At 70.3% G+C, this 25,675-nt stretch carries 27 protein-coding genes and 1 riboswitch; of the genes, 11 read left to right on the forward strand and 16 right to left on the reverse strand.

Annotated elements, in window-relative coordinates:
- The 3 genes from PGB34_RS04565 to PGB34_RS04575 all read right to left on the reverse strand — a co-directional run.
- Positions 1 to 494, reverse strand: a 494-nt coding sequence (locus PGB34_RS04565) for a two-partner secretion domain-containing protein (protein ID WP_271426907.1), incomplete at its 3' end; no start/stop codon positions are given.
- A 60-nt stretch (positions 495 to 554) separates the two neighbouring features.
- Positions 555 to 2,252: a ShlB/FhaC/HecB family hemolysin secretion/activation protein gene (locus PGB34_RS04570; protein WP_271426908.1), complete on the reverse strand. Its 1,698-nt coding sequence runs from the start codon at positions 2,250 to 2,252 to the stop codon at positions 555 to 557.
- 288 nt (positions 2,253 to 2,540) lie between these two features.
- Entirely contained in the window at positions 2,541 to 3,251 is a 711-nt protein-coding gene (locus tag PGB34_RS04575) for a Crp/Fnr family transcriptional regulator (RefSeq protein WP_271426909.1), read from the reverse strand.
- 160 nt (positions 3,252 to 3,411) lie between these two features.
- Here PGB34_RS04575 and PGB34_RS04580 point away from each other — a divergent pair, with 160 nt between their 5' ends.
- Together PGB34_RS04580 and PGB34_RS04585 are read left to right on the forward strand one after the other, a co-directional pair.
- Positions 3,412 to 4,011 carry an HD domain-containing protein gene (locus PGB34_RS04580; RefSeq protein ID WP_271426910.1) on the forward strand — a complete coding sequence of 200 codons (600 nt, stop codon included), beginning with the start codon at positions 3,412 to 3,414 and terminating at the stop codon, positions 4,009 to 4,011.
- A 32-nt stretch (positions 4,012 to 4,043) separates the two neighbouring features.
- Positions 4,044 to 4,817, forward strand: coding sequence for a class II aldolase/adducin family protein (locus PGB34_RS04585; protein WP_271426911.1), 774 nt, complete (start codon positions 4,044 to 4,046; stop codon positions 4,815 to 4,817).
- Positions 4,818 to 4,846: 29 nt separating this feature from the next.
- Here the strand turns inward: PGB34_RS04585 and PGB34_RS04590 are convergent, their stop codons facing one another.
- The 9 genes from PGB34_RS04590 to PGB34_RS04630 are packed head-to-tail and all read right to left on the reverse strand — an operon-like array spanning position 4,847 to position 14,044.
- Positions 4,847 to 5,896 carry an aminotransferase class I/II-fold pyridoxal phosphate-dependent enzyme gene (locus tag PGB34_RS04590; protein WP_271426912.1) on the reverse strand — a complete coding sequence of 350 codons (1,050 nt, stop codon included), beginning with the start codon at positions 5,894 to 5,896 and terminating at the stop codon, positions 4,847 to 4,849.
- The gene (cbiB, locus tag PGB34_RS04595; RefSeq protein ID WP_271426913.1) at positions 5,893 to 6,849 is read right to left on the reverse strand and encodes an adenosylcobinamide-phosphate synthase CbiB; all 957 of its coding nucleotides are present in this window, start codon (positions 6,847 to 6,849) and stop codon (positions 5,893 to 5,895) included. The genes PGB34_RS04590 and cbiB overlap by 4 nt, the downstream gene beginning before the upstream one ends.
- 43 nt (positions 6,850 to 6,892) lie before the next feature.
- On the reverse strand, positions 6,893 to 7,462 hold the full coding sequence (gene cobO / locus PGB34_RS04600; protein WP_271426914.1) for a cob(I)yrinic acid a,c-diamide adenosyltransferase: 570 nt from the start codon (positions 7,460 to 7,462) through the stop codon (positions 6,893 to 6,895).
- A gap of 33 nt (positions 7,463 to 7,495) precedes the next feature.
- Complete coding sequence (locus PGB34_RS04605; protein ID WP_271426915.1) at positions 7,496 to 8,287, reverse strand: ABC transporter ATP-binding protein; 792 nt, start codon at positions 8,285 to 8,287, stop codon at positions 7,496 to 7,498.
- Entirely contained in the window at positions 8,284 to 9,297 is a 1,014-nt protein-coding gene (locus PGB34_RS04610; RefSeq protein ID WP_271426916.1) for a FecCD family ABC transporter permease, read from the reverse strand. The genes PGB34_RS04605 and PGB34_RS04610 overlap by 4 nt, the downstream gene beginning before the upstream one ends.
- Positions 9,297 to 10,169 carry an ABC transporter substrate-binding protein gene (locus tag PGB34_RS04615; RefSeq protein WP_271427657.1) on the reverse strand — a complete coding sequence of 291 codons (873 nt, stop codon included), beginning with the start codon at positions 10,167 to 10,169 and terminating at the stop codon, positions 9,297 to 9,299. The genes PGB34_RS04610 and PGB34_RS04615 overlap by 1 nt, the downstream gene beginning before the upstream one ends.
- A 35-nt stretch (positions 10,170 to 10,204) precedes the next feature.
- The gene (locus PGB34_RS04620) at positions 10,205 to 10,786 is read right to left on the reverse strand and encodes a bifunctional adenosylcobinamide kinase/adenosylcobinamide-phosphate guanylyltransferase (RefSeq protein ID WP_271426917.1); all 582 of its coding nucleotides are present in this window, start codon (positions 10,784 to 10,786) and stop codon (positions 10,205 to 10,207) included.
- Positions 10,779 to 12,128, reverse strand: coding sequence for a cobyrinate a,c-diamide synthase (locus tag PGB34_RS04625; protein WP_271426918.1), 1,350 nt, complete (start codon positions 12,126 to 12,128; stop codon positions 10,779 to 10,781). The genes PGB34_RS04620 and PGB34_RS04625 overlap by 8 nt, the downstream gene beginning before the upstream one ends.
- Positions 12,113 to 14,044: a TonB-dependent receptor domain-containing protein gene (locus PGB34_RS04630; protein ID WP_271426919.1), complete on the reverse strand. Its 1,932-nt coding sequence runs from the start codon at positions 14,042 to 14,044 to the stop codon at positions 12,113 to 12,115. Before PGB34_RS04630 ends, PGB34_RS04625 begins: the two co-directional genes overlap by 16 nt.
- A gap of 89 nt (positions 14,045 to 14,133) precedes the next feature.
- Positions 14,134 to 14,407, reverse strand: a riboswitch (cobalamin riboswitch).
- Between the two features lie 74 nt (positions 14,408 to 14,481).
- Here PGB34_RS04630 and PGB34_RS04635 point away from each other — a divergent pair.
- From PGB34_RS04635 to PGB34_RS04645, 3 genes are all read left to right on the forward strand, one after another.
- Positions 14,482 to 14,733: a DUF904 domain-containing protein gene (locus tag PGB34_RS04635; protein WP_271426920.1), complete on the forward strand. Its 252-nt coding sequence runs from the start codon at positions 14,482 to 14,484 to the stop codon at positions 14,731 to 14,733.
- Positions 14,730 to 15,134, forward strand: coding sequence for a cell division protein ZapA (locus PGB34_RS04640; RefSeq protein ID WP_271426921.1), 405 nt, complete (start codon positions 14,730 to 14,732; stop codon positions 15,132 to 15,134). Before PGB34_RS04635 ends, PGB34_RS04640 begins: the two co-directional genes overlap by 4 nt.
- Positions 15,135 to 15,501: 367 nt before the next feature.
- Complete coding sequence (locus PGB34_RS04645) at positions 15,502 to 16,320, forward strand: sulfite exporter TauE/SafE family protein (RefSeq protein ID WP_271426922.1); 819 nt, start codon at positions 15,502 to 15,504, stop codon at positions 16,318 to 16,320.
- 10 nt (positions 16,321 to 16,330) lie between these two features.
- Here the strand turns inward: PGB34_RS04645 and lgt are convergent, their stop codons facing one another.
- From lgt to PGB34_RS04660, 3 genes are all read right to left on the reverse strand, one after another.
- Complete coding sequence (gene lgt, locus PGB34_RS04650; protein WP_271426923.1) at positions 16,331 to 17,164, reverse strand: prolipoprotein diacylglyceryl transferase; 834 nt, start codon at positions 17,162 to 17,164, stop codon at positions 16,331 to 16,333.
- Positions 17,165 to 17,244: 80 nt separating this feature from the next.
- Complete coding sequence (locus PGB34_RS04655) at positions 17,245 to 17,514, reverse strand: hypothetical protein (RefSeq protein WP_271426924.1); 270 nt, start codon at positions 17,512 to 17,514, stop codon at positions 17,245 to 17,247.
- Positions 17,515 to 17,558: 44 nt separating this feature from the next.
- Positions 17,559 to 18,332, reverse strand: a complete 774-nt coding sequence (locus PGB34_RS04660) for an SDR family oxidoreductase (RefSeq protein WP_271426925.1) — start codon at positions 18,330 to 18,332, stop codon at positions 17,559 to 17,561.
- Positions 18,333 to 18,449: 117 nt separating this feature from the next.
- On the opposite strand from PGB34_RS04660, the gene PGB34_RS04665 reads away from it, so the two are divergent.
- On the forward strand, positions 18,450 to 19,373 hold the full coding sequence (locus tag PGB34_RS04665; RefSeq protein WP_271426926.1) for a LysR family transcriptional regulator: 924 nt from the start codon (positions 18,450 to 18,452) through the stop codon (positions 19,371 to 19,373).
- A 132-nt stretch (positions 19,374 to 19,505) separates the two neighbouring features.
- Positions 19,506 to 19,979: a bacterioferritin gene (bfr, locus tag PGB34_RS04670; RefSeq protein ID WP_271426927.1), complete on the forward strand. Its 474-nt coding sequence runs from the start codon at positions 19,506 to 19,508 to the stop codon at positions 19,977 to 19,979.
- Between the two features lie 10 nt (positions 19,980 to 19,989).
- Here bfr and PGB34_RS04675 read toward each other — a convergent pair whose 3' ends face one another.
- The gene (locus tag PGB34_RS04675) at positions 19,990 to 20,979 is read right to left on the reverse strand and encodes an AraC family transcriptional regulator (protein ID WP_271426928.1); all 990 of its coding nucleotides are present in this window, start codon (positions 20,977 to 20,979) and stop codon (positions 19,990 to 19,992) included.
- Positions 20,980 to 21,197: 218 nt separating this feature from the next.
- Here PGB34_RS04675 and PGB34_RS04680 point away from each other — a divergent pair, with 218 nt between their 5' ends.
- From PGB34_RS04680 to PGB34_RS04695, 4 genes are read left to right on the forward strand one after another with little or no spacing between them, the layout of a single operon-like run.
- A complete protein-coding gene (locus PGB34_RS04680; RefSeq protein ID WP_271426929.1) occupies positions 21,198 to 22,496 on the forward strand; it encodes a porin in 1,299 nt (432 codons plus the stop codon).
- Positions 22,497 to 22,551: 55 nt separating this feature from the next.
- Positions 22,552 to 23,535, forward strand: a complete 984-nt coding sequence (locus tag PGB34_RS04685; RefSeq protein WP_271426930.1) for a Bug family tripartite tricarboxylate transporter substrate binding protein — start codon at positions 22,552 to 22,554, stop codon at positions 23,533 to 23,535.
- Between the two features lie 19 nt (positions 23,536 to 23,554).
- Entirely contained in the window at positions 23,555 to 24,721 is a 1,167-nt protein-coding gene (locus tag PGB34_RS04690; protein ID WP_271426931.1) for an FAD-dependent monooxygenase, read from the forward strand.
- Positions 24,718 to 25,668 (forward strand): MBL fold metallo-hydrolase, encoded by a 951-nt coding sequence (locus PGB34_RS04695; protein ID WP_271426932.1) that lies wholly within the window; start codon positions 24,718 to 24,720, stop codon positions 25,666 to 25,668. Before PGB34_RS04690 ends, PGB34_RS04695 begins: the two co-directional genes overlap by 4 nt.
- Positions 25,669 to 25,675: the final 7 nt, after the last annotated feature.

Consider the following 25,675-nt stretch of genomic DNA (forward strand, 5'->3'; position numbering starts at 1 on the left):
TTGGCGATGACCACCTCCGCGCGCTGGCCGGCCACCTCCACATAGCCGCGAAGATGGCTCGGGTCGCTGCTGGAGACCTGGTTGACGATGATGCGAGCCGGCCCGAGCGCCAGCCAGGGGTTGCCTTGCACCCAGCCGCCCAGCTGGGTCTGGACGTTCGTGCGGCTGTTGTTGAGGATGGCACCTGCGGCCTGCACGTCGAAGCGGTTGTAGCTGTTGATGCTCACACCCGCCACAGAGGGTGTGCCGACGTTGACCAGCGGCACGCCGTTGGGCGCCACCAGCACTTGTGGTCGCTGGCCGGGTGGCGCGAAGGGGTTGGCGACGATTTGGCTCTGCGCGGGCAGGGCACCCAGCAGGCCCGCGAGGGTGACCGCAAGCGCCGAGCCCGTGCTACGCGCGCGGCCCTTGCCAGCGCTGCTGGCCGTCTCCTGCACGGCCATGCGCTGGCCTCGCGCTGCGTTGAAGACCACCCGGTGAAGATGCTTGTTCATTGTTTCTTCCCATCCCTGTGCCTGGCCGCTCGGCGGCCCCCTGCGCAACCCTGCGCGATCTCAGAAGCTGTAGTTGAGGTTGAAGCCCGCCGTCACGCGTGCGGTGGGAAAGCCCTCGGGTTTCCACACGGGCGCGCCGATGAACAGGTCATAGTTCAGGTTGCTGGTGCCCGGGCCCGCGCGCAGGGCGCCGCGTACGCCCAACACCGCGCCCGCCAGGTGGTTGCCCAGCAGATGGCGCACGGAGAAGCCACCCACATGGCCATAGTCCAGGCCCACGTACAGCTCGGCGCCGCTTGCGCCCATCGCCCAGCCCAGGTCGTTGCGCAGCAGCCAGCCGCGCTCGGCCAGCAGGCTCGTTTCGCCATCAAAGCCCCGCACGCTGTAGCGCCCGCCGATGGCAAAGCGGTCCTGCGGCGTCAGCGGCGTGCGGTTCCACTGCGCGCGCCACTGGCCGGCATAACGCAGCTTCTGTTCGCCCACCTGAAATGGAACGGTCAGCTGCACATCGGCAGCCCACAGCCGCATGCGCGATGTGCCCTCGCCATAGGCCTCTTCCGGCGCGGGCAGCGCGCCAAAGGCGCCCGTGCCGCGCCGGTGCGCCAGGTTGCCCTCCAGCGTGGCCTGGCCAATGAAGGCCTTGTGGTTCAGGCCCAGCTCCCAGCCACCCACCACGCGATGCTGCACGTCGATCTCGGTGCCGTCCACGTCGCTGCGCGATTCGCGCCTGAAGCCGCGCAGGCTCAAAGTGGTCTTGTGTTGCTGGTTGCGCCAGATCAGGCGCGAGAGCTTGAACTCTGCGTTCTCGGTGCGTCCTCCATACACATAGTCCTGGCTCAGGCCTGCCACGGTTTGCCGGTAGCGGCTGCGAGAGGCGGTGAATCCTGCCAACCAGTCACCGTAGGGAACCGAGTAGTGCAGGGTCTGCCCTTCCGTGCCCTTGCGCGGGTTGCCCAAGAAGTGGTCGTCGATGCTGTGGTTGGCGCTGAGATAGAGCAGGTCGTTCAGGCCCAGCAGGTTGTCGGCCGAGACGGTCAGGCCTGTTTGGTAGCGCCCGGTCGCTTCGGTGCCGCTGTCGTCCAGGCTCAGGGCGCCGCGCAGTCGGCGGCCTTGCACGTACTTCACGACGAGTTCGCTGTCGCCTGGGCGGGCATTGGGCGATTGCGAGGGCTCGATCTGGATATCGGCCTCGGCTGTCGGTGCACGCTTGAGGTTCTCCAGGCCTTGCTCGATGTCGCGGATGTTCAGCAAGTCGCCCGGGCGCGCTGGAATGGCAGACAACAGCAGACGATCGCCTGCAGGAGCTTGGCCAGCAGCATCCGAGGCCAACCGGATGGCCGTGATGCGCCCTGGCACCAGCGTCAGCGTCAGTTCACCGCGCGTGAGGTCCTGCGGTCCGGCCAGCACCCGCGTGGTGACGTAGCCCTGCGCAATCACCGCCTGCTGCAGGCGGGAGAGCACGATGTTGATGCCTTCGGTGCCCAGGCATCGGCCAAGCGGCGAATCGTCGCCAGAGCCGCCATCGGCCGCTGGCAGCGCCCACTGGAACTCGCCCGCCAGTTCGCCGCCGAGCGTGATGCGGTCGATGCGAAAACAAGGGGTTTCAGCGTCGGGCAGGCGTTGAGTGCTCGCCGGGCCCTGCCGCTGCAGCCGCGCGTCCACGCTGCGCTCTTGCTGCTCGCGCAAGGCGCGCTCGCGCTCTTGCTGGCGTATCTCTTCGATGAAAGGGTTGGGTGCGGTCGGGTTGGATTGCGCCATCGCCCCGTTGGCAACCGCCAGCGACGCGAGCGCTGCGGCCAGAGGCTTGTTCAGCGAGCGCGTGTGCGCTGCGCGGCCGCGTCTTGCGGTCTTTGGTTTCACTGGAACTCCCTGATTTGTATCAGGGTGTGATTTTGGGGTGCCCTGTTCCAAACCGGTCTGGGGCAGTCCTGTCAAATTGAGAACTAATGGACGCAGCAGCCCTATCAAGCTTCACAGGGTGCGAGCATTTCGTTTTACATGTGGGCCTTGCATTCATGCGCCACAGGCCGCCCACCTGCCGGCGATTCAGCTCCCCAGCGCCGCCAGCGCCTGCGCATCCACGATCTCCACCCGCCGGTAGCCCAGCCGGATCACGCCCTCGGCTGCCAGCGCATTGAGCTGAGCCGACAGGGTCTGGCGGGTCACGCCCAGCATCATGGCCAGGGCCTCCTGCGGCAGGACCACGCGGGCACGGGGGTGGGCGGCCTGCGTGGCGTCGCCGCGCGCCAGCGTCAGCAGGCGGCGGGCCACGCGCGCGCGCAGGTCGCGCAGCGTGTTGTCTTCGGCCAGGCCATAGAGCACACGCACGCGCGCCGCCAGCAGCCGGGCCATCGCGTTGGCAAAGGCGGCATCGCGCATCAGGCGCGCAAAGGCGTCGGCAGGAACCACCAGCACGTCGATGGCCGACAGGGCCGTGGCGTCATGCGTGCGCGGGGCACCGTCGATCAGCGTGATCTCGCCGAACCAGTTGCCCGGCTCGAGCACGGCCAGGATCGCTTCGCGGCCATCGCCGCGCAGGGTGGACGACTTGATCGTGCCCGAGGCCAGGCCGTAGAAGCCGCTGCCGGCCGCGCCCGCCGGATCGCCCTGACGGAACAGCATTTCGCCCCGGCGCAGATGCAGCAGCTCGGCGGCACCGGTCAGCGCCTCGCGCTGGCCGCGCGAGAGCGAGGCGAACCACGGGTTGGCGGCAAATGCGCTGCGCTGGGCGGGGGTGAGTCGGAAAGCCTGGGCCATGGACGAGGAAGACGGGCGGCGCCGTGCAGGCGCCGGACGCGGGTAAACGCGGGCACCGGATTGTCGGATTCCGGACAGTTGAAGACCAGATGCCGGCCTAAAGTGGCCGCAGGCTGCCACAGCCGACCCACGACACCAGAGAACACCGGAGACACCTCAGATGAACGCGAAGCGAGCCCAGTTCGTGCGCATGGAAGACAGCACGCAGGAAGACTGGCAGGCCATTGGCGGGGAGTTCATGCACTTCGCCCAGGGGCTGCCCGAGCGCGTGATGGCGCACCTGAAGATCCTCGAAGGCGACTACGGCGGCTTTCCGGTGGACCGCTACACCCATTCGCTGCAGACGGCCACGCGTGCGCTGCGCGACGGGCGCGACGAGGAGTACGTGGTGTGTGCGCTGCTGCACGACATCGGCGACACGCTGGGCAGCTTCAACCATCCGGACATCGCCGCAGCGATCCTGCAGCCCTTCGTGAGCGATGCCAACCTCTGGATGGTCAAGCACCACGGCATCTTCCAGGGCCACTACTTCTTCCATCACATCGGGCTGGACCGCGACCTGCGCGACCAGTTCCAGGCCCATCCGCACTACGAACGCACGGCCGAGTTCTGCGCGCTGTACGACAACCCGGCCTTCGACCCAAAGGCCGAGACCCTGCCCATCAGCGAGTTCGCGCCGCTGCTGCGCCGCGTGATGGCCCAGCCGCGCCAGAGCATCTACAAGGATGCGCTCAAGCAACCCGAGACGGCCGCCGCCTGAACCGCCCGCGCCAGACCAAGGAGACCTCCATCATGAATGCGATCACTGCCGCCGAAACCCGTGAAATCCGCCAGCGCGTGTCCGACGAGGAATGGCAGCTGCGCGTGGACCTGGCCGCCTGCTACCGCCTGGTGGCGCTGTACGGCTGGAGCGACCTGGTCTTCACCCACATCAGCGCGCGCATCCCGGGCCCGGACCACCACTTCCTCATCAACCCCTACGGGATGATGTTCGACGAGATCACGGCCTCCAGCCTGGTCAAGGTGGACATGGCGTGCAACAAGCTGATCGACTCGCCCTACCCCGTCAACCCGGCCGGTTTCGTGATCCACAGCTGCATCCACGCCGCGCGCGAGGACGTGCAGTGCGTGCTGCACACGCACAGCCGTGCGGGCGTGGCCGTGAGCGCGCAGAAATGCGGCGTGCTGCCCATCAGCCAGCAGAGCACCTTCGTGCTGGCCTCGCTGGGCTATCACGACTACGAGGGCGTGGCCGTGCGCGACGACGAGCAGCCGCGCCTGCAGCAGGACCTGGGCACGCGGAACTTCCTGATGCTGCGCAACCATGGCCTGCTCACCGTGGGCCAGACGGTGGCCGATGCCTTCCTGAACATGTACACCTTCGAGAATGCCTGCCGCATCCAGATCGACGCGCAGGCCGGTGGCGAACTGGTGCAGGTGAACCCCGCCATCCTCGAGGGCCTGGGCCAGGTGCTCAAGAAGGTGACGACGGGGCTGGGCGCCAACATCGCCTGGCCCGCCCTGCTGCGCAAGCTCGACCGCGAGAGCCCGGGGTACGCGCAGTAGGCCCGGCCGATCGACATCGCGCCTTCCAGTCAACCCAACGTAGCCCCGCCCGCCCCAGCCCACGCATCAGCCAGCGCCACTTGGCTCGCCGGCTCGCGCACGCCCAGGCGCACATGGCCTGGCAGGCCGAAGGACGTCGCGTCGCGCAGCTTGACGCCACGGGCGCGCAGTGCCTGCAGAAGCTGGGGCGCTTCGCCCTGCCCCAGCACCGCGGACCAGTCGGCGCAGAAGTAGTTGCTGTCGCTGTCGATGACGGCCCAGCCCAGTTCACGGCACAGCGATTGCTGCGCGGCCTTCCAGCTTCGCAGGGTGGGCAGGCAGCCGGCCAGCCATTGCTGGGCGGCCTCGTCGGCCCAGCTCTGCAGCATGGCCACGGCATGGGCACCCAGCGGCCACGAGGGCGCGAGGCGCTGCAGACGGCTTTGCAGTTGCGCCGCGGCCTCGTCCTCTGGCGCGATGGCGTAGGCGCCGCGCACGCCCGTCAGGCCCAGCGCCTTGTTGGGCGACCAGAGCTGCCAGACGCGTGCCAGTTGGGCCGCGCTCAGGCCGCTGGCACCCCCGAGCCTCAAGGGCTCGTAGGCGCGGTCGAGCACCAGGGGCACTGCTGGCTCCCGCAAGGACGCGATGCAGGACGCCAGCGCCGCCTGCGCCTGCCCCAGCGGCGCGGAAGGGTCGCAGGCCCAGATCAGCACCGTGGGCCGCTGCGGCGCCGCAGTCTGCAGCGGCAGCCCCCAGCTGCGCGCCGCGCGCGCATAGTCGCCATAGGCATGCACGGGCACCTGCACGGCACCTGCCGCGCCCAGGGGTGAACTGGCCACGGCCGCCGTGATGCGCGCGATGAATTCGCTGGCACTGGCGGCCAGCACGATGCGCTCGCGCCCCACGCCATGGAAGGCGGCCAGTTGCTCGCGCAGCGCGGTGTAGGCCGGATCGGGGTAGCGCGTGGGGTCGGCTGCCTGAAGGGCTGCCACCGTGGGCGGGCACGGCCCGCAGGCGTTGGCGTTGGTAGAAAAGTCATGCAGCGGCGCACCCAGCGCGTCGGGGCCGCCATGAAGCGGTGTGCTGTCGTCGTCGATCAAGGCAGCACTCCGGGGCGGACGAAGACGGCTGCAGCGCAGAGCAGGCCCGCGGCCCATGCAGCCCGGCCCGCCAGCGCGATGGCGTGCGGCACGTGGCTTGGCGCAGCGGCCCCGCCGTCGGCATGCAGCGCATAGACGCCGGGCTTGGCCAGCCGCACGTCCAGCAGCAGGGCCATCGCGGCCATGGGCCAGCCGCTGTTGGGTGATGGCGTGCGGGCCGCCTCGCGCCGCAGGCCCCGCGGCCAGCGCCGCGCAGCCAAGGCCAGCAACAGTGCCGTGATGCGCGCCGGCAGCCACGACAGCGCATCGTCCGCATGCGCAGCCCATTTGCCGGCCCACTCCCACACGCGGCCGTCCCGCGCGCCGCGGTAGCCCCACATGGCGTCGGCCGTGTTGGCAAAGCGGTAGAGCGCCGCCCCGGGCAGGCCGGCCACGGCAAACCAGAACAGCGGCGCGACCACCGAATCGTTGAGGTTCTCGGCCAGCGACTCGAGGGCGCTTTCGCGCACCTCAGTGGCGCTCAGCGGCGTCACGTTGCGGCTGACCAGTCGGGCCAGCTGCGCGCGGCCAGCCGCGGTCGATTGCGCCAGCGCAGCCTCCACGCCCTGCACTTCCTCCCGCAACAGGCGCCAGGCCAGCAGCGGCTTGAGCAGCAAGCCCAGCACGAGCACGGCCGACCAGGCCGGCAGCCAGCGCCACAAGGCCGTTTGAAGCGCCAGCGCCAGCAGCGCGACCATGGCTGCGCCCAGACACCAGGCCATTGCGCCAGCTACGAAGGGGAGCATGCGCGCGTGGCTGCGCGGCCCCGCTTCCTGCGGTGCCACATGCGGCGCGCATGCCTGCAGCCAGGCCCCCATCCACACCACGGGATGCCAGCGCGCAGGCGGCTCGCCGAGCCAGCGGTCAACGGCCAGGGCGATCAGCGGGACCAGGGCCAGCAGCAGCGCGGGCATCAGCGTTTCGCGCGCCGCATGGGGCGCGCCCTGCCCTGCCGCATCAGTCCTCGATGCCGCGCTGCGCGGGAATGCCGGCCTGGAAGGCGTGCTTGACCATCGCCATCTCGGTCACGGTGTCGGCGATGTCGATGATCTCCTGCGGACAACGGCGGCCCGTGAGCATCACATGCACGTCGCGCGGGCGCTCGCGCAAGGTGGCCAGCACTTCGTCGAGCGGCAGCCAGCCATAGACCAGCGGGTAGGTGACTTCGTCAAGCACGACCAGGAAGAACTCGCCCGAGAGGATGGCCGCCCTGGCCTTCTGCCAGCCGTCACGCGCCAGTTGCGCGGAGCGCTCCAGGTCCTGGCTCTTCCACGAAAAGCCGTCGCCCAGCCCTTCGATGGGAATGCCGATCTGCTCGAACATGCGGTGCTCGCCAAAGCGCGCCGAGGGCACCTTCATGAACTGGTAGATCTTCACGGCCTTGCCGCGCCCGTGCGCGCGCAGGGCCAGGCCAAAGGCCGAGGTGCTCTTGCCCTTGCCGTCGCCGGTGTTGACCAGCAGCAGGCCGCGGCGCTCGCCCTCGGGCTTCTCGTAGGGCTTGTCGGTCGGTGGTGTTTCGATCTTCATCTTTGGGACGATACAGGTTGAGCGTTGAACGGGTCAGGCGGGCAAGGCGACCCACTGGCCATCGACCGCATGCACGCGCACGCGATGGTCGAACACGGCCTCCAGCGCCCGGTGCGTGGCCGCATCGCCGCTGGCGCCATGGTGCAGCACGCGCCCGGCGACCATCACGACCACGCGCTCGGCGCACAGCGCCGCATGCAGCTCGTGCAGCACGCTGACCACGGTGTGGCCGGCCGCGGCCAGTTCGCGCGCGCTGGCCAGGCAGTCGGCCTGGTGCGGCGGGTCCAGGTTGGCCAGCGGCTCGTCCATCAGCAGCACGGGCGCCTGCACGGCCAGCGCGCGCGCCAGCAGCACGCGCTGGCGCTCGCCGCCCGAGAGCTGGCCCAGCGGCCGTGCACGCCAGTCCCAGCATTGCGTGCGGCGCATGGCCGCCTCGACGGCGGCATGGTCCCGCGCCGAAGCCGGGGCCAGCCAGCGCTGATGCGGCAGCCGGCCCAGCATGACCACGTCGAGGCTGGACAGGTCGTCGGCCGCGCCGTCCGAAGCGCCGCCCTGCGCCAGCCAGGCCAGGCCGCGCGCGCGTTCGCGGGCCGACCATTGCGCCAGCAGCCTGCCATGCAGATGCACCTGACCGTCGTGCGGCAGCAGGCCGGCCAGTGCGCGCAGCAGGGTGGATTTGCCCGCGCCGTTGGGACCGACCACGCTGGTCCAGCAGCCCGGCGCAAAGGCCAGGTCGATCCCGTGCAGCACCGGCGTGCCGCCCAGGCTGGCCCGCAGGCCATGCGCCTGCAGCGCACTCGACGAAGAAGCGACGGTGCCGCTCATCGCCCTCGCCCTCGCCCTCGCCCGCGCCGGTGCATCAGCCACAGCAGGTAGCTGCCCCCCAGGACGGCCGTGAGCACGCCCACCGGCAACTCCTGCGGCGCCGTGAGCCAGCGCGCCAGCAGGTCGGCCGCCATCAGCAGCAGCCCGCCCATCAGTGCCGAGAGCAGCACCAGCCAGGCATGCGTGGTCTTGACGATGGATCGCACCAGGTGCGGCGCGGCCAGGCCGACGAAGGCGATCAGCCCCGTCTGCGCCACGGCGGCCCCCGTGGCCAGCGCCAGCACCGCCACCAGCGCCGCGCGCATGGCCGGCAGCGGAAGGCCCAGGCTGGCGGCCGTGGCCTCGCCCAGCGCCAGACCGTCGAGCACTGGCGCCAGCGCCCAGGCCGCGAGCAGGCACACGGCCAGCATGGCGGCCATCACGCCGGCCGCGCTCCAGCCCAGCAGGCCGGTGCTGCCCAGCATGAAAGCCGTCACGGCCTGCAGGATGTCGACCGAGGCGATGGTGATCAGGTCCTTGGCTGCGCCCAGCACCACGCCCACGATCACGCCGGCCAGCAGCAGATGCAGCGTCTGCTGCACGCCGCGCGCCAATGCCAGCGTGAGCAGCACCGCCAGCACCGCGCCGACGAAGGCCGCGCCCGTCAGGCCCAGGCGCACCACCCAGTGCGTGAGCCCGGGCGAGAGGCCGAAGGCGGCCAGCGCCAGCGCCACGGCCAGCAGCGCGCCCGAGGCGCTGCCCAGCAGATAGGGATCGGCCAGCGGATTGCGGAACAGGCCCTGGGCCACCGCGCCGGCCAGCCCCAGCAAGGCGCCGGCCAGCCAGGCGCCCAGGGTGCGCGGCAGCCGGATGTCCCACACGATCTGCCAGGCGACGGGGTCGGCCTGCATCTGCTGCGGCTGCCAGACGCGCTGCAGCCCCGTGCTGCCCACGGCCGCGCCCAGGCCCAGCAGGGCCACGGCAACCAGCAGCAGGGCCAGCGCCAGCCAGCGTGCGCGCGAGCTGTGCATCAGTTGGGCGCCGCCATGCGCGAAAGGCAATCGGCCATCAGGCGCGCGGCTTCGCTCATGCGCGGGCCGGGGCGCACCAGGCGGTCGGATTCCTCGGCCGTGAAGCGGCACACGCGCGCGTTCTTCACCGCCGCGATGCCGCCCCAGCCCGGCCGCTGCTCCAGCCCCTGGGCGCTGCGGGCGCCCACCATGATCAGCGCCGGATCGGCGCGCACCACGTATTCGGGGTTGAGCTTGGGGAATGGCCCCAGGTCCGGCGTGACGATGTTGCGCGCATGCAGGCGCGTGAGCGTCTCGCCGATGAAGGAGCCCGGGCCGGCCGCATAGGGCCCGCCGCTGACTTCGATGTACACGCGCGCGCCCCGCGCGGCCGGCGGCACCGATTGCGCGGCGGCTTCGACGGCCGCGTCGATGCGGCGCCACAGCGACTGCGCCTCGCGCACATCCACGCCCAGCAGCTGCGCCACGCGCGTGGCCACGCGCTGCACGTCGGCATGCGTCTTCGGTTCGAGCACGGCCACCTTCAGGCCCAGCGCCTGCAGCCGGTCGGCCACGCGCGACGATTGCGCCACCAGCACCAGGTCGGGGCGGAGCGCGAAGATGGCTTCCACGTTCGGGTCCAGGCCACCGCCCACCTGCGGCAGCGCGCGCACGGCATCGGGCCAGTTGGAATAGCGGTCCACGCCCACCAGCCGCGCGCAGGCGCCCAGCTCGCACACGGTTTCGGTCAATGACGGCAGCGTGCTGACGATGCGCTGCGGCGGCTGCGCCAGCTGCACGCGCTGGCCGCGGTCATCGGTGATCTGCAGGGCCGGCCCGGCCTGGGCCCATGCAGGCGCCGCTGCGCACAGCAGCAGCCACAGGGTGTGCATGGCGGCAGCGCACCAGCGCATGCGCCTGTTGTCTTTCATGCGCCCCCCTTCAGCGTCATCGGCAGGCCCGCGGCCATGAAGGTCACGCGCTCGCACACGGCCGCCACCTGCTGGTTCAGGCGGCCCAGCAGGTCCACGTAGAGGCGCACTTCCTCGCCCATGGGCACCACGCCCAGGCCGATCTCGTTGCTCACCAGCACCACGGGGCCGGTGGTTTCGGCCAGCAGCTCGGGCAGCAGGGCCAGCAGCGCACCGGTCTCGGGCGCAGCGGCGCGCGCCGGGTCCAGGTCGGGCGGCATCATGAGGTTGCTCAGCCACAGCGTCAGGCAGTCCACCACCACCAGCGTCTCGGGCGTGCTCAGGCCCAGGATGGCCTCGGGAAGGTGCAGCGGCTCCTCGAGCGTCTCCATGGCAGGCAGGCGCTCAGCGCGGTCCTGCTGGTGCTGCGCGATGCGCGCGCGCATCTCGGCGTCCCAGGGCTGGGCCGTGGCCACCATCACGGCCCGGCGCGCAGGCGAGCCGGCCAGCCATTGCTGCGCCAGCAGCTCGGCACGGCGCGACTTGCCGCTGCGCTGGCCGCCCAGGATCAGTTCGCGCACCACGGCGGGGTCAGCCATGGCGGGCCTGCGCAGCGGCGCTGAAGAGCTGGGCCACGGCTTCGGGCGACGAAGCAAACCAGGCGTGGAAGTAGCTCGCGCGCACGGGGCCGTGGACATACAGGGCCTCGCCTGCATCGGGCGCGGGCGGCATGCCGGGCCGCGCGCTGCGCGTGGACGGCTGCAAGGGGCTCTGGCAGGTGGAGTAGTGGAAAGTGTGTCCGCGCAAGGTATGAGATTCCAGGACGAGTTGCTGCGGCCCGAGGCCGGCCAGGCGCCGCTGCATCACGGTGCGCCCGGGCAGCAGGCCCCACATGGCATGCACCTGGCCCTGCGCATCGACCAGTTCCTCGAACAGCGCCATCATGCCGCCGCATTCGGCCCACACGGGCCGGCCCTGCGCCACATGCGCCGCCAACTGAGCCCGCAGATCATCGCGCACCGAGAGCGCCCCTGCATGCAACTCGGGGTAACCGCCGGGCAGCCACAGCGCATCGCAATCGGGCAGCGCGTCGCCAGCCAGCGGCGAGAAGAAGACGCAGCGCGCACCCATCGCCTCGAGCACTTGAACATTGGCGGGGTAGATGAAGGCAAAGGCCGCATCGCGCGCGATGGCGATGCGCCGGCCCTCGAGCAGGCGCGGCACGCTGGCCTGCGCAACTGCATCAAACATGGCCTGAGGCAGATCGGCCGGTGCCATTTGCCCCAGCGGCGTGGCGGCCAGCGCGTCGGCCGCGGCGTCGATGCGCGCGAGCGCATCCTCCAGCTCGGCACTGCCGACCAGGCCCAGGTGCCGCTCGGGCAAGCTGAACTGCGCGCCCTTGGGCAGGCCGCCCAGCCAGTCGCTGCGCTCGCGCAGCGCGCCTTGCAGCATGGCGCCATGGCGCTCGCTGGCCACGCGATTGGCCAGCACACCGGCCCAGGGCAGATCGGCTTCGTAGCTTTTGAGCCCATGCACCAGCGCGCCGAAGGTGCCGGCCATGGAACCCGCGTCGATCACCGCCAGCACCGGCAGGCGCAGGCGGCGCGCCAGGTCGGCCGCGCTGGGCTGGCCGTCGAACAGGCCCATCACGCCTTCGACCACGATCAGGTCGCTGTCGCGGGCGGCTGCGTGCAGGCGCGCGCGGCAGTCGCTCTCGCCGTTGATCCACAGGTCCAGCGAGTCGACGCTCTGCCCGCTGGCCAGCGCCAGCCATTGCGGGTCCAGGAAGTCGGGCCCGCACTTGAAGGCACGCACGCGCCGGCCCTGGCGCGCATGCAGCCGCGCCAGCGCCGCCGCCACCGTGGTCTTGCCCTGGCCCGAAGCCGGGGCGGCGACCAGAACGGCGGCGCAGCGTGCTGCGTTTTCTATCGCGGCGCCCACTTGAGGTTGACGAAGGCGGTGCGGCCTGCGGTGGCATAGCCACGCGCCAGTTCGTAGTGCTTGTCGGCCACGTTGTCCAGGCGCGCGCTCAGCGTCCATTCGGGCGTGATCTGCGTGCTGGCCGACAGGTTCAGCAAGGTGTAGCCGCCCAGCTGGGTGGTGTTGGCCGCGTTGTCCCAGCGGCGGCCCGAGGCCTGCACCTCGGCGCCCAGCGTCCAGCCGGCCACCTGCCAGTCGGCGCCCAGCACGCCGTGGACGCGCGCGCGGCGCGCCAGCAGCTTGTCGGTGTCCATGTCGCGCGGCTCCTGCAGGTCCAGCGAGGCGCGCAGCGTCAGGTCGCCGATGCGGTGGCCCGCCGCGAAGGTGATGCCGGTGTACTCGGCTCGGCCCACGCTGTTGTAGCAGCCGAAGGCCTGGCCGCAGCTGGTGCGGGTGCCGTCGAACACGATGAGGTTGCGCACGCGGTTGCGGTAGGCCACCACGCTGGCGTGGGTGCTGCCGCTCGCGTAGCGCAGGCCCAGCTCGAAGTTGCGGCCGGTTTCGGGCTGCAGGCTGGCATCGCCGTAGGCGCTGAAACGCTGGTACAGCGTGGGCGCGCGGAAGGCCGTGCCGGCCGAGGCCGTCACGCGCCAGCCCTTGGCGAATTCATAGCCGTAGGCCGCGCTGCCCGTGGTCTTGCCGCCGAACTCGCTGTCCTTGTCATGACGAAGGTTGAGCTGCAGCGAATGGCCATTGCTCACGTAGCCGTAGCCCAGGGCCAGCGCGTCCTGCGAACGCTCGCGCTCCAGCGTGTTGCTGTAGGCGTCGAGCGCGGGGTTGTAGAGCCTGTCCTCGCGCCGCTCCAGCGAGACCGTGACCAGGTGCGCGCCCACGCGGTATTCGTTGTCGAAGCGGTAGTCGCGCAGCTGGGTCTGCGTGATGTAGCTGGCGGCCTGGCCCACGATTCGCGTTTCATAGCGCTGGTTCGAATCGGTGACCGACAGGCGGGTCTTGTACTCGGGCGTCCACTGCGCGGTCCAGCCCAGGCCGGCGGCGCGCAGATGATGGAGGTTGCGGTCGTCGTTGAAGATGCGCGCGCGGGTGTAGGAGCTGCCCGAGCTCGCGTCGTAGGCCGACTCCATCTCGTTGGCCAGCACATGGGCTTCCAGCCGGTGCTGCGCATTGAGGCGATAGCCCAGCCGCAGGTTGGCGCCATGCGTGCGGTACAGGTCCTGGTCGAAGTTGTGGCGGATGTCGGGCGTGCGCACATCGAAGCCCGCGCTTTCCTGATAGGACGCACCGACTGCGTAGTCAAGATCGCCGGCCTGGCCGCTGATGCCGGCTTCGAGCTTGCGCGTGCGCTGGCTGCCTGCGCCCACGCTCACATAGGGCTGCGCCGCGCCCTCGCCCTTCTTCGTGAAGATCTGGATCACGCCGCCGATCGCGTCGGAGCCGTACACCGCGGCGGCCGGACCGCGCAGCACTTCGATGCGCTCGACGCGCGCCAGCGGGATCGCCTCCCAGGGCGCGCCGCCGGTCGACTGCGTGTCCAGCCGAACGCCGTCGAGGTAGACGGCCGTGAAGCGGGTTTCGGCGCCGCGCAGGAACACACTCGAAGTGGTGCCGATGCTGCCGTTGCGCGAAATCTCCACGCCTGGCAGGCGAGCCAGCACGTCCAGCACGCCGGCGGCGCCGCTGGCCTCGAGGGTCTGGCGGTCGACGACGGACACGTCGGCCACGAGGTCCGACAGCGGCTGGGCCACGCGCGTGGCCGTGACCACGGTTTCGTGCAGGGCCGGCACACCGGCCGCAGCCAGCGGGGCGACCTGGGCGGACTGGGCAGCGGCCAGCAGGGGCAACGCAGCGCCCACGGCGCCTGCCAGCGCAACAAGAGGCAGGCGCGGCAAGGCGCGCGAAGAAATGACGCGGGGATTCATGGAAACAAGAAAGGTACTCAAGCGATGCCCGGGTCCGGCTTCCCCGCCGGCACATGGGCCCATGGCCGCATGCGCCCGGTCAGGGGCGCGGCGCGACCGCCTTGTTGGCCGGTATCCGGGCTGACAGCAACCCTCTTTCGCCTTCCCAGGTGCCGCGTATCGACGGCGCCCAGTGGCTGCGTTCTGAAAGAGGGGGAGTGCCTTGCCTGTTCCTGCAAAAGGACCCGACGAGGCACCGGCTGCTTGACCGTTGCGGGGGCAGCGCAGGCTGGCTTTGGCGACCGTGCGGTGCCGCGGCTCCTGCTTCCCGTTGAACTGCGCCGCGCGAACCGCGGCACGAGCACCAACGCGGCGGATTCTAGTGGCTGCCCGTGCCTTCGCGCACAGCGCGCAACAGCCGTATTAACTGGCCGGGCAGCGACCTACAATCTTGCCCCATGCCCGCACCGAGCCCCATCGACCAGATCGCCGAGCGCGTGGAGCGGTTGCTCGTGCGCTATGACGAAACCCAGCGCACCAACGCCCTGCTGCAGGCCCAGGTCGACGAACTGACGCGCGAACGCGACATGCTCAAGTCGCGCCTGAACGCGGCGCGCACGCGCATCGACGCCATGCTCGAGCGCCTGCCGGCCGCCCCTGCGCCGGCTCCCTCGCCCGATTCCCTCGACGCACCCAACGCCACACCGTGAACCAGATCGAAGTGCAAATCATGGGGCAGAGCTATCTGCTCGGCTGCCCCCCCGATGGCGAAGCACAACTGCGCGAGGCCGTGGCCCGCGTGGATGCCGCCATGTGCGGCATCCGCGATGCAGGCAAGGTCAAGGCGCGTGACCGCATCGCGGTGCTGGCCTCGCTGAACCTGGCCTTCGACCTGGCCCAGCGCGACCAGGACCTGGCCGCGGCGCAAGCCGCGCTGGCCGAAGAAAAAGCCAAGGCCGAAGCAGCGGGCTCGGCCCCCGCGCCGGCCGCCAGCAGCGGCGGCCCCCTGCTGTCTTACACCAGCACCGTGGCCGGCTCGGCCGATGCGCGCAGCAGCCAGCTGATTGAACGCCTGGACCAGGTGCTCAGCAGCGACGGCCGGCTGTTCTGAGACGCACGCGCCCTGCTTCTCGCACCGCCATCCGGTGCCTGTCAAGCAAGGCCGCATTGCCCTGTCCACCATGCTGTACGGACGCGTCTCGGGGCGTAGAATCCAAAGCGTCTGCAGTGCATGCCGGGCTTTATATTTCCTTGAACCAATGCTCTATGGAGCCCGGGCTTGATACATTGCCAGGCAAGCGTTGAACATCTCGCGTCAGATGATCCCAATGCCTGGTTGCTCTCGCCCACCTGAACCCTGCGTTCAGGATGACGGTCCGGTGGCACTTGCAGACACCTAATCCGCCCGATCACGGCCCCGCGCAGCATCTTTTGCTCCGGGGCCGTTGTCTTGTCTGCTTCCCTGTGCCCTGCCTTCCATGTCCATCGACGCCCTGCTGATCCTCGAACTCGCATTGCTGGGCCTGGGCGCCGGCTTCCTGGCCGGGCTGCTGGGCATCGGCGGCGGCATGGTCATGGTGCCCTTCCTCACCTGGATGCTGGGCCAGCGCGGCGTGCCGGCGGAACTGGCGGTGAAGATGGCCATCGCCACCTCCATGGCCACCATCGTCTTCACCTCCATCTCCAGCGTGCGCGCGCACCACAAGCGCGGCGCGGTGCGATGGGACATCGTGCGCCGGCTCTCGCCAGGCATCGTGATCGGCAGCCTGGTGGGCAGCCTGGGCGTGTTCGCGCTGCTCAAGGGCACGGTGCTGGCCGTGGTGTTCGCGCTCTTCGTGGGTTTCTCGGCCACGCAGATGTTCCTGGACCGCAAGCCTGCCGCCGCGCGGCAGATGCCGGGCACGGCGGGCCAGTTGGGTGCGGGCGGGCTGATCGGTTTTGTCTCGGGCCTGGTGGGCGCGGGCGGCGGCTTCATCAGCGTGCCCTTCATGACCTGGTGCAACGTAGCCATCCACAACGCCGTGGCCACCAGCGCGGCCCTGGGCTTTCCCATCGCGGTGGCCAACGTGGCAGGCTATGTGGTGGCGGGCCGCTCGCTGCAGGGGCTGCCGGCCGGCGCCTTCGGCTACCTGTGGCTGCCGGCGCTGGGCGTGATCGCGGCCTGCAGCGTGCTGATGGCGCCGCTGGGCGCACGCGCCGCGCATGCGCTGCCGGTGAAGAAGCTCAAGCGCATCTTCGCCAGCATGCTGTACCTGCTGGCCGCCTACATGCTCTGGAAGGGCCTGGGCGGGAGCTGATGATGGCGAATCAGGCCGCCCTGGCCGCGGCGGGCTGCGCGGGCCGCGCGGGCGCGGTCGCATACAGCACGATGCCGGCGAGGATCATGGGCACGCACAGCCACTGGCCCATGCTCATGTTCAGCGCCAGCAGGCCCAGGAAGTCGTCGGGCTCGCGGAAGTATTCGGCCACGAAGCGCATCACGCCGTAGCCGATCAGGAACACGGCCGACACCTGGCGCTCGCGACGCTCCTTGCGCGCGAACAGCCACAGGATCACGAACAGCAGCAGACCTTCGAGCAGGAACTGGTAGACCTGCGAGGGGTGGCGCGGCTGCATGGAGCCGCTGTGCGGAAAGACCATGCCCCAGGGCAGATCGGGGCTCGAGAAACGGCCCCACAGCTCGCCGTTGATGAAGTTGCCCACGCGCCCGGCCGCCAGGCCCGTGGGCACGCAGGGCGCGATGAAGTCCAGCACCTGCCACACGCCGCGCCCGCGCGAGCGCGCGTACCAGACCATGGCGCCGATCACGCCCAGCAGGCCGCCATGAAAGCTCATGCCGCCTTGCCAGATGAAGAAGATCTCCAGCGGGTGTGAGAGGTAGTAGCCGGGCTTGTAAAACAGGCAGTAGCCCAGGCGCCCGCCCACGATGACGCCCATCACGCCCATGAACAGGATGTCTTCCACGTCGCGGCGCGTCCAGGGCGCAGGCGTCTGGATGGCCGCGTAGGGCATGTGGCGCAGCCGGCGCGTGCCCAGGAAAAAGAACAGCCCGAAGGCCGCCAGGTAGGTCAGGCCATACCAGTGGATGGCCAGGGGCCCCACTTGCAGGGCGATGGGGTCGAGCTGCGGATACATGAGCATGGCCGGGATTGTGCCGGACGCTCATGACCGTGGCCGGTGCAAAAGGCCCTGCGCGCCTGCGGCCGCAGGGTCCGCTGCGCTCAGCTGCGCGAGAGCTGCCACATCGCGATGCCGGCCACCACCGCCGGCACCGCAAACACCAGCAGCAGGATCGGCAGTTCCTGGCGCACCGTGTAGCCCGCATGCGTCACGCCCACCCACATGTTGATGCAGGCGATCAGCAGCCACACCGGCACGAAGGCCTTGGCCGCCACCGCCATGCCGGCGCTGCTGGCGCCCCACAGCCAGCCGAACATCACGAACACCACCAGCAGCAGAATGCCTGCGCCCATCACCATCGCCATGTGCATGATCCGGATCCTCCTTCGCGCAAGTGTCGCGCAAGGCTGCAGTATCAGCGCGTGGTGTAGCCGCCGTTGGCAAAAAGGGTCTGGCCCGTGATCCACCAGCCTTCGGTCACGAGGAACTTGACGATGGGGGCGATGTCCTCGATGTGCGTCAAGCCCGTGCGCGTGTACTTGCTCAGCGCCGCGGCCGTGCTGTGGTAGGCCACGGCCTCCTTGCTTTCCTGGCCGTAGAAGAAGGGCGTGTCCATGGGGCCGGGGCCGATGGCATTGACCGAGATGCCGCGTTCGCCGAACTCCTTGGAGGCCGCGCGCGTGTAGTGCTCGACCGCGGCCTTGCTGCCCGGATAGATGGCATAGAAAGGCGTGTAGGCCGCCAGCAGCGAACTCACGATGGTCACGATGCTGCCGCGTTCGGCCAGCACGCGGCCGGCCTGCTGCAGGAAGAAGAAGGCTGCCTTGGCGTTGGCGTCGAAGCTCTTGTCGTAGTCCGCTTCCGTCACCTCGGCGATGGGCTTCTTGATCACGACGCCGGCCGTGTTGATCGCGATGTTGACCTCGCCGAAATGCGACCTGGCCTGGTCGAAGAGCTTCACGTTGTTGGCGACCACCGCGAGATCGCCCTGGAAGGTGAGCACCTCGGCGCCCTGCTCGCGCAAGGCGGCCGCGGTCTTCTCGGTCTCGGCGCGCGAGCCGTCGCTGTTGTAGTGCAGGACCAGCCCGCGGGCGCCGGCCTGCACGAACTGGCTGGCCACCAGCGCGCCCAGGTTCTTGCCGCCGCCGGCGATGACGGCGACCTTGCCCTGAAGGGTGGGATGGGACATGGAAACTTCCTCTTCGGATGGGTGGATGACCCTTCCGACTCTAGGCAGCAAGGGGGCCCGGATAAAGCGCGCGCATGCGCCTAGACTGTCCAGGAATTCCGGACAATCGCACGCCCCATGGACCGCATCGACAACCTGCGCATCTTCCTGCGGATCGCCCATTGCGCAAGCTTCACGCAGGCCGGCGCACAGCTGGGCATTCCGCGCGCCAGCGTCTCGCTCGCATTGCAGCAGCTCGAAGCCCGCCTGGGCGTGCAGCTGCTGCACCGGACCACGCGCCGCGTGCGGCTCACGCCAGACGGCCAGGCGCTGCTCGCGCACGCGGACGCGCTGGTGGCCGACATGGACGAGCTGGAGCAGCAGTTCCGCGCGCCGCAGGCAGCCACCGGCGGCAAGCTGCGCGTCGACGTGCCCAGCCGCATCGCACGCCGGTTCATCGCCCCCGCGCTGCCGCAGTTCCTGGCCGCGCATCCGATGCTGGAGCTGGAGCTCGGTTCGAGCGACCGCAGGGTGGACCTGCTGCAGGAGGGCGTGGACTGCGCGCTGCGCGTGGGTGCCCTGCCCGACAGCAGCCTGGTGGCGCGCCCGCTGGGGCAGTTCGAGCTGATCAACTGCGCCAGCCCCGCCTACCTCGCTCGGCATGGCACGCCGCGCTCACCGCGCGAGCTGATCGAGAACGGCCATGAAGAGGTTCACTACACCGCGCCGGGCAGCACGCGCCACGCGCCCTGGGAATGGGTGCTGCGCGGCAAGCTGCACAGCGTTGCGCTGCCAGGCCGCGCGGCGGCGAACAATGCAGAGACCTACATCGCCTGCGCGCTCGCCGGCCTGGGGCTGATCCAGATCCCGATCTTCGACGTGCGCGAGCACCTGGCCGCGGGCGAACTGGTGCAGGTGATGCCGCAGGCCTGCGCCCCGCCCATGCCCGTGCACCTGCTCTACCCTCATCGCCGGCACCTGGCGCGGCGCGTGCAGCGCTTTGGCGACTGGCTGCAGCAGTTGCTGGCGCCGCACCTCCTGCAGCCGGCGCACCCATCCTGAATGCGAACGCTGTGCATCCTTGCTCGCATGCAGAGCAGGAACGCAGGGGCTTGGCCCGCCCATGCTGCGCGCGCGCTCGCCTGCAGCGACACTCGCGGCCAGTTTTCCCCCGTCTCTTTTCCAAGAACACACATGCAAGGCCAAGCCCAAGTCGTCGACTGCCTCAAGGACCTTCTGCGCGGCGAGCTGGCCGCGCGCGACCAGTACTTCGTGCATTCGCGCATCTATGAAGACCAGGGCTTCACGCGCCTGTTCACGCGGCTGGACCACGAAATGCAGGAAGAGACCCAGCATGCCGACGCGCTGCTGCGCCGCATCCTGATGCTGGGCGGCGTGCCCGACATGTCGCCCAAGCCCTTCACGCCCGGCCTCACGGTGCCGGAGATGCTGCGCAAGGACCTGGCCACCGAATACGAAGTGCGCGCCGCGCTGCAGAACGGCATGCACCTGTGCGAGAGCCATGCCGACTTCGTGAGCCGCGACATCCTGCTGGCGCAGTTGCGCGACACCGAGGAAGACCACGCCTACTGGCTGGAAAAGCAGTTGGGCCTGATCGACAGGATCGGCCTGCAGAACTACCTGCAGACGCAGTCGCAGCCGGCCTGAACGGCCTGGGTCACCCGCGGGCGGGCTCGTCCTGCCGGCGGTCCCACTGAACCAGGGCCTCCCGGCGCCCGCGCTCGTGCTGCACGAAGGCATGCGGCGTCATGCCGGCCCAGCGCTGAAAGGCGCGCGCAAACACCCGCGGTGATTCATAGCCGGCCTGCTCCGCGATGCGGCTGGTGGGCAACTGCCCGGCCTCCAGTTGCTCGGCCGCCAGCGCCATGCGGTGCTCGGTGAGATAGCCGATCGGCGAATCCCCCACCAGTTCCTTGAAGCGCTCGGCGAAGCGCGAGCGCGACATGCCCGCCTGGCGTGCCAGTTGCTCCACCGTCCAGCCCTGGGCCGGCGCCTCGTGGATGCACTGGATGGCGCGCGCGATGGCCGGATCGCCCAGGCCGCGCAGCCAGCCCGCCGAGACCGAGGCCGGCCGGCCCAGTTGCTCGCGCAGGATGTTCACCAGCAGCAGCTCGCCCATGCGCGCGGCCGAGAGGCGCCAGCCGGGCCGGCGCTGCAGCGTCTCCAGGATCAGCGACTGCATGGTGGTGGCCAGGCAGCCGGCCATGGGCAACTGCGCCTCGCGCATGTGGATCAGCGGCGGCAAAAGCCTGAACACCGAATGCCGGCAGTAGGCCGAGAACCACAGCAGCACCGAGAACACCTCGGTCACGTCGCCGCGCCCGCCATGGGTGAAAACCAGCGGGTTCTCGTCCTTCGGTCCATCGGCATGACGAGCGATGAGTTGCGAAAAAGGCGTGGCCGGCAGCCCCGGCGCCGCACTCAGCGTGTGGGCCGCGCCCGTGGGCAGCATGACGAGGTCGCCCGCCTCCACGCGCACGGGCTGCAGGCCCGCCACCTGGATCCAGTAGGGCGCCCCGCGCGAGAGGCGGATCAGCGCGCCGGGCACGCCGTCGGAGCGCAGCGCCCAGGGCTCGCGCAAAGTGAAGCGCGCGGTGACCGCACGCTCGGCGCGGCAGATGGACAGCACTTCGCTCAGTGCGTCCATGCGCCACCTGCGAAACAAACGGAGACGAATGGTGCGCCATTGCGGACGCCCGGCGGTCGTGCGAGCGGCGCCGACTTCGAAGAATCAGGCCCTGTCCTACAGCGCCATTCATGCCCCTGAAAAGGCGGTGCTGCAGGCAACGCCGGCCGGCGTGCCCACGAATTCCGGCCCTGGCGCAGCCGCTTCACTCTCATCGCAATTTCCATCGAGGAAGAATCTTGACACACCGAACCCGCATTCGCGCCAGTGCCTCCACCTGGGCCACGACCCTGCTGCTGCTGCCTGCCGCAGGCGCTTTTGCGCAAAGCGGCTCGCAGGTGCAGATCTACGGCTATGTGGCGCCCATGGTGGACCGCATCTCGGTCAGCGGCACCACGCCGGTCGCGCCGGCCAACCGGCCTTCCATGCTGGGCGCGGGCGCCTATGGCACGCGCGACGGCTCGGTGCTGCGCATGCAAAGCGCCACCACGCATTTCGGCTTTCGCGGCACCGAAGACCTGGGCGGCGGCTTGCAAGCCCTGTTCCAGCTCGAAAGCGGCTTCCAGGTGGACGACGGCAACTGGACCGGCGGCGCGGGCCGCGCCTTCAACCGCAACACGCGCGTGGGCCTGGCCAGCAAGCAGTGGGGCACGCTCTTCGGCGGCATCTGGGACACGCCCAGCGCCTGGTCGCACCTGGGCTTCACCAACGGCATCCGCAACCCCTATGCGGGCGACAGCTCCAGCATCTTCGTCACGCCGGGCTTCAACATCCCGCACAGCGTGACGGCCGACACCCGCACCAACGGCCCGGGCGACGCCACCTTCAACCGGCGCCAGGGCAACTCGGTGCAGTACTGGTCGCCCAGCTGGGCCGGCTTCTCCTTCCGCCTGGCCTACAGCCTGCCCGAAGGCGAACGCACGGCGCTCAACGGCACGCGCTACAAGCCCACCATCTTCGGCCTGGGCGCCGAGTACGCGGCCGGCCCGCTGGTGCTGCGCTACGTGTACCAGCAGCACAAGGATTTCTTCGGCCTGGCCTGGATCGGCCCCAACCCCGCGGCCAACCCCGACGTGGCCACCGCCACGGTGCGCGACGCCAAGGATGTGAACCACCGCCTGATCGCGCGCTACGAGATCAACAGGAACTGGATGCTGCAGGGCGCCTTCGACCGCCTGGACTACCGCGCCGAAGGCGTGGCCACGGGCGGCATGAACCGCTATGCGCGCAATGCCTGGTCGGCCCAGGTGATCTGGCGCCATGAACTGCACACGGTGTGGGCCAACGCCGGCCAGGCCAGCGACGGCCAGTGCAGCCGCGCGGGCGGCGCCACCTGCAGCACCGAAGGCCTGGGCGCGCGCAACTGGGCGCTGGGCTACCGCCACACGCTCTCGCGCCGCACCGGCGTGTTTGCCTCCGTGTATGGCGTGCACAACCGCGCCAGCGGCCAGTACGGCGTGTTCCCGCGCAGCAGCGCCGGCATCACGGCCGGCTCGCGCCAGACCGGCCTGACGCTGGGCATGGAGCACGCGTTCTGACCCCTGCCAACCTTCCCCTGCCACCCTCCCCTGCGAAACCTGCCCCATGTCATTCATGCCCCCCCGCCGCCGCCTGTTGCGGCTGGCCGCTTCCGTCGCCACCGCAGCAAGCCTGCTGCCGCTGGCGGCCCAGGCCCAGGCCTTTCCCGACAAGACCGTCACGCTGGTCGTCCCCTTCCCGGCCGGCGCCGGGCCCGATGCCGTGGCGCGCCTGCTGGCCCAGAAGCTCTCGGCCAGCCTGGGCCAGAGCGTGGTGGTGGACAACCGCGCCGGCGCCAGCGGCACCCTGGGCGCCACCTTCGTGGCCCGCGCGCCGGCCGACGGCTACACCTTGCTGCTCACGCCCAACACCTTCGCCATCGCGCCGCACCTGATCGCACGCGGCGCCGCGCCCACCGACGTGGTCCGGGACTTCACGCCCATCGTGCAGGTCGCCAGCACGCCGCTGGTGCTGGTGGCCCGGCCCGACCTGGGCGTGCGCGACGCGCGCGCGCTGGCCGAGCTGGCCCGCAAGTCGAAGGACATCACCTATGGCAGCTCCGGCAGCGGCTCGCCCATGCACATCGGCGGCGAGCTGTTCAACCGCGCGGCCGGCGTGCAGACCCTGCATGTGCCCTACAAGGGCGTGGCGCCGGCCATCACCGACCTGCTGGGCGGCCATCTCAAGCTCAACTACACCTCGCTGGCCTCGGTGATGCCGCATCTGCAGTCGGGCAAGCTGCTGGCGCTGGGCACGCTGGAGCGCGAGCGCACGCCGCTGCTGCCGGCCCTGCCCACGCTGGTCGAGCAGGGCTTCAAGGACGTGGCCGTGCAGGCCTGGTACGGGCTGCTGGGCCCGCGCGGCCTGCCGGCACCGGTGGTGCAGACGCTCAACCAGCACGTGAACGCGGCCCTGGCGCAGCCCGACGTGGTGGAGCAGCTCAAGGCGCTGGGCGCCACGCCCGTGGGCGGCACGCCCGAGAAGCTGGGCCAGCTGGTGCAGGCCGACTTCACGCGCTATGGCCGCGTGATCCAGGAATTCGGCATTCGGGCCGACTGAAGACAGGAGATTTCTCAGCATGACCCCCTTGAACATCGCCATCGTGGGCGCCGGCATCGGCGGCCTGGCGGCCGCCAACGCCCTGCACCAGGCCGGACACCGCGTCACGGTCTTCGAGCAGAGCCGCCAGTTCCTGCGCGTGGGCGCAGACATCAACCTCACGCCCAACGCCGTGCGCGCGCTCGACGGCCTGGGCCCGCAGATCGCCGCGGCCGTGCGCGCCTCGGCCGCGCGGCCCACGCACCGCATCAGCCGAAGCTGGGACAGCGGGGCCGAGACCTCGCGCCTGACCATGGGCGACGAAGCCGAGCGCAAGTACGGCGCGCCGCAGCTGACCATCCACCGCGCCGACCTGCTGGCCGCGCTGGCCGACGCCTTTCCGGCCGGGCAGGTGCGCTTTGCCAAGCTCGCCACGCGCATCGAGCCGCGCGCCGACGGCGTGAGCGTGCGCTTTGAGGACGAGAGCGAGGACACGGCCTTCGACGCGCTGATCGGCGCCGACGGCATCCACTCGGTGGTGCGCGCCGCCCTCTTCGGCCAGGAGCATCCGCGCTTCACGGGCGTGGTGGCCTTCCGCGCGGTGGTGCCGACCGAGCGCGTGCGGCACGTGCCCGACATCGCGGCCTTCACCAAGTGGTGGGGCCCCACGCCCGAAAGCCAGATCGTGACCTTCCCGCTCAACCAGGGCCGCGACACCTTCATCTTCGCCACCACGGCGCAGGAATCGTGGCACGAGGAATCGTGGACCACGGCCGGCAGCGTGGAGGAGCTGCGCGGCTTCTACCGCGACTTCCATCCCGATGCGCGCGCCCTGCTCGAGGCCTGCGACAGCGTGCTCAAGACCGCGCTGTACGAACGCGACCCGCTGCCACGCTGGTCCGAAGGCGGCATCACGCTGATGGGCGACGCCAGCCATCCGATGATGCCTTTCATGGCCCAGGGCGCGGGCATGGCGATCGAAGACGGCGTGGTGCTGGCCCGCAACCTCATGGCCGCCGCATCGCCGGCGCAAGTGCCCGATGCGCTGCGCCGCTATGAAGCCATGCGCATGGAACGCACCAGCCGCATCCAGATCGGCTCGCGCGGCAACAACTGGCTGCGCGACGGCGGCAATGCCGACTGGGTCTATGGTTACGACGCGTGGCAGGTGCCCCTGGAAACTGCGCTCGTGCAGCAGGCGGCATGAGGGTGGACCGACGCGCCCTGCTGCTCGCGCTGGCGGCCGCCCCGCTGGCGGGATGCACCGGCCTGGGCAAGACCGCGGCGCCGGCCGTGCCCGCCTGGTCCGAAGGCACGCGCCTGGTCCTGCTGGGCACCATGGCCGGCCCCGTGCTGCACCCGGCGCGGGCCATGAACAGCCAGGCGATCTTCGTCGACGGCCATGGCTACCTCGTCGACTGCGGCTACGGCACCATCGGCCGCATGACCGAGCTGGGCATTCCGCTGTCGGCACTGCGCCAGGTGTATGTGACGCATCACCACTCGGACCACACGGCGGACTACCCCGCGCTGATCAACCTGGCCTGGATCATGGGCGTGCGCGGGCAGCTGCAGGTGTTCGGCCCGCCGCCCATGCGCGCGGTGCACGAGGCGGCGCTGGCCGTGTTCGAGGAAGACAGCCGCATCCGCGTGGCCGCCACGCGGCGCGAAGCCCCGGCGCGTGCCTTTGCCGTGCGCGAGATCCGCGAGCCCGGCCTGGTCTTCGAGGACGCGCGCATCAGGGTGACGGCAGCGCTGGCCGACCATGCCCCCTTCGAGGTGGCGCTGGCCTACCGCTTCGAGACAGCCGCGCGCAGCATCGTCATTTCGGGCGACACGGCGCCCTCGCCGAAGGTGGCGGCCCTGGCGCGCGGGGCGGACATCCTGGTCCACGAGGCGATGTACGTGCCCGGCATCGACGCCATGCTGGCCAAGCGCAGCTATGTGCCGCCGCAGCTGCGGCGCTTTCTGGCCCAGGGCCACACCAGCGCCGCCGACGCCGGCCGCATCGCCGCGCAGGCCGGCGTCAGGACGCTGGTGCTGTCGCACCTGCTGCCGGGCGACGAACCCGTGGCCGAACAGACCTGGGTGGCCGAGGCGCGCCGGCATTTCGACGGCGAGATCATCGTGGGCCGCGACCGGCTGGTGCTGTAAAGCCCGG

Origin of the sequence: Xenophilus arseniciresistens, assembly GCF_028023875.1 — a bacterium.
Classification (GTDB): domain Bacteria; phylum Pseudomonadota; class Gammaproteobacteria; order Burkholderiales; family Burkholderiaceae_C; genus Xenophilus; species Xenophilus arseniciresistens.

What these genes read in the sequence shown, in the direction of transcription:
- PGB34_RS04585 (WP_271426911.1), top strand. Translation starts at nt 4,044, where the DNA reads ATGAATGCGATCACTGCCGCCGAAACCCGTGAAATCCGCCAGCGCGTG.
- PGB34_RS04635 (WP_271426920.1), top strand. Translation starts at nt 14,482, where the DNA reads ATGCCCGCACCGAGCCCCATCGACCAGATCGCCGAGCGCGTGGAGCGG.
- cbiB (WP_271426913.1), bottom strand. Translation starts at nt 6,849, where the DNA reads ATGCCCGCGCTGCTGCTGGCCCTGGTCCCGCTGATCGCCCTGGCCGTT.
- PGB34_RS04615 (WP_271427657.1), bottom strand. Translation starts at nt 10,169, where the DNA reads ATGCACACCCTGTGGCTGCTGCTGTGCGCAGCGGCGCCTGCATGGGCC.
- PGB34_RS04690 (WP_271426931.1), top strand. Translation starts at nt 23,555, where the DNA reads ATGACCCCCTTGAACATCGCCATCGTGGGCGCCGGCATCGGCGGCCTG.
- PGB34_RS04665 (WP_271426926.1), top strand. Translation starts at nt 18,450, where the DNA reads ATGGACCGCATCGACAACCTGCGCATCTTCCTGCGGATCGCCCATTGC.
- PGB34_RS04660 (WP_271426925.1), bottom strand. Translation starts at nt 18,332, where the DNA reads ATGTCCCATCCCACCCTTCAGGGCAAGGTCGCCGTCATCGCCGGCGGC.
- PGB34_RS04575 (WP_271426909.1), bottom strand. Translation starts at nt 3,251, where the DNA reads ATGGCCCAGGCTTTCCGACTCACCCCCGCCCAGCGCAGCGCATTTGCC.
- PGB34_RS04580 (WP_271426910.1), top strand. Translation starts at nt 3,412, where the DNA reads ATGAACGCGAAGCGAGCCCAGTTCGTGCGCATGGAAGACAGCACGCAG.
- lgt (WP_271426923.1), bottom strand. Translation starts at nt 17,164, where the DNA reads ATGCTCATGTATCCGCAGCTCGACCCCATCGCCCTGCAAGTGGGGCCC.
- bfr (WP_271426927.1), top strand. Translation starts at nt 19,506, where the DNA reads ATGCAAGGCCAAGCCCAAGTCGTCGACTGCCTCAAGGACCTTCTGCGC.
- cobO (WP_271426914.1), bottom strand. Translation starts at nt 7,462, where the DNA reads ATGAAGATCGAAACACCACCGACCGACAAGCCCTACGAGAAGCCCGAG.
- PGB34_RS04620 (WP_271426917.1), bottom strand. Translation starts at nt 10,786, where the DNA reads ATGGCTGACCCCGCCGTGGTGCGCGAACTGATCCTGGGCGGCCAGCGC.
- PGB34_RS04630 (WP_271426919.1), bottom strand. Translation starts at nt 14,044, where the DNA reads ATGAATCCCCGCGTCATTTCTTCGCGCGCCTTGCCGCGCCTGCCTCTT.
- PGB34_RS04675 (WP_271426928.1), bottom strand. Translation starts at nt 20,979, where the DNA reads ATGGACGCACTGAGCGAAGTGCTGTCCATCTGCCGCGCCGAGCGTGCG.
- PGB34_RS04570 (WP_271426908.1), bottom strand. Translation starts at nt 2,252, where the DNA reads ATGGCGCAATCCAACCCGACCGCACCCAACCCTTTCATCGAAGAGATA.
- PGB34_RS04605 (WP_271426915.1), bottom strand. Translation starts at nt 8,287, where the DNA reads ATGAGCGGCACCGTCGCTTCTTCGTCGAGTGCGCTGCAGGCGCATGGC.
- PGB34_RS04655 (WP_271426924.1), bottom strand. Translation starts at nt 17,514, where the DNA reads ATGCACATGGCGATGGTGATGGGCGCAGGCATTCTGCTGCTGGTGGTG.
- PGB34_RS04685 (WP_271426930.1), top strand. Translation starts at nt 22,552, where the DNA reads ATGCCCCCCCGCCGCCGCCTGTTGCGGCTGGCCGCTTCCGTCGCCACC.
- PGB34_RS04610 (WP_271426916.1), bottom strand. Translation starts at nt 9,297, where the DNA reads ATGCACAGCTCGCGCGCACGCTGGCTGGCGCTGGCCCTGCTGCTGGTT.
- PGB34_RS04645 (WP_271426922.1), top strand. Translation starts at nt 15,502, where the DNA reads ATGTCCATCGACGCCCTGCTGATCCTCGAACTCGCATTGCTGGGCCTG.
- PGB34_RS04695 (WP_271426932.1), top strand. Translation starts at nt 24,718, where the DNA reads ATGAGGGTGGACCGACGCGCCCTGCTGCTCGCGCTGGCGGCCGCCCCG.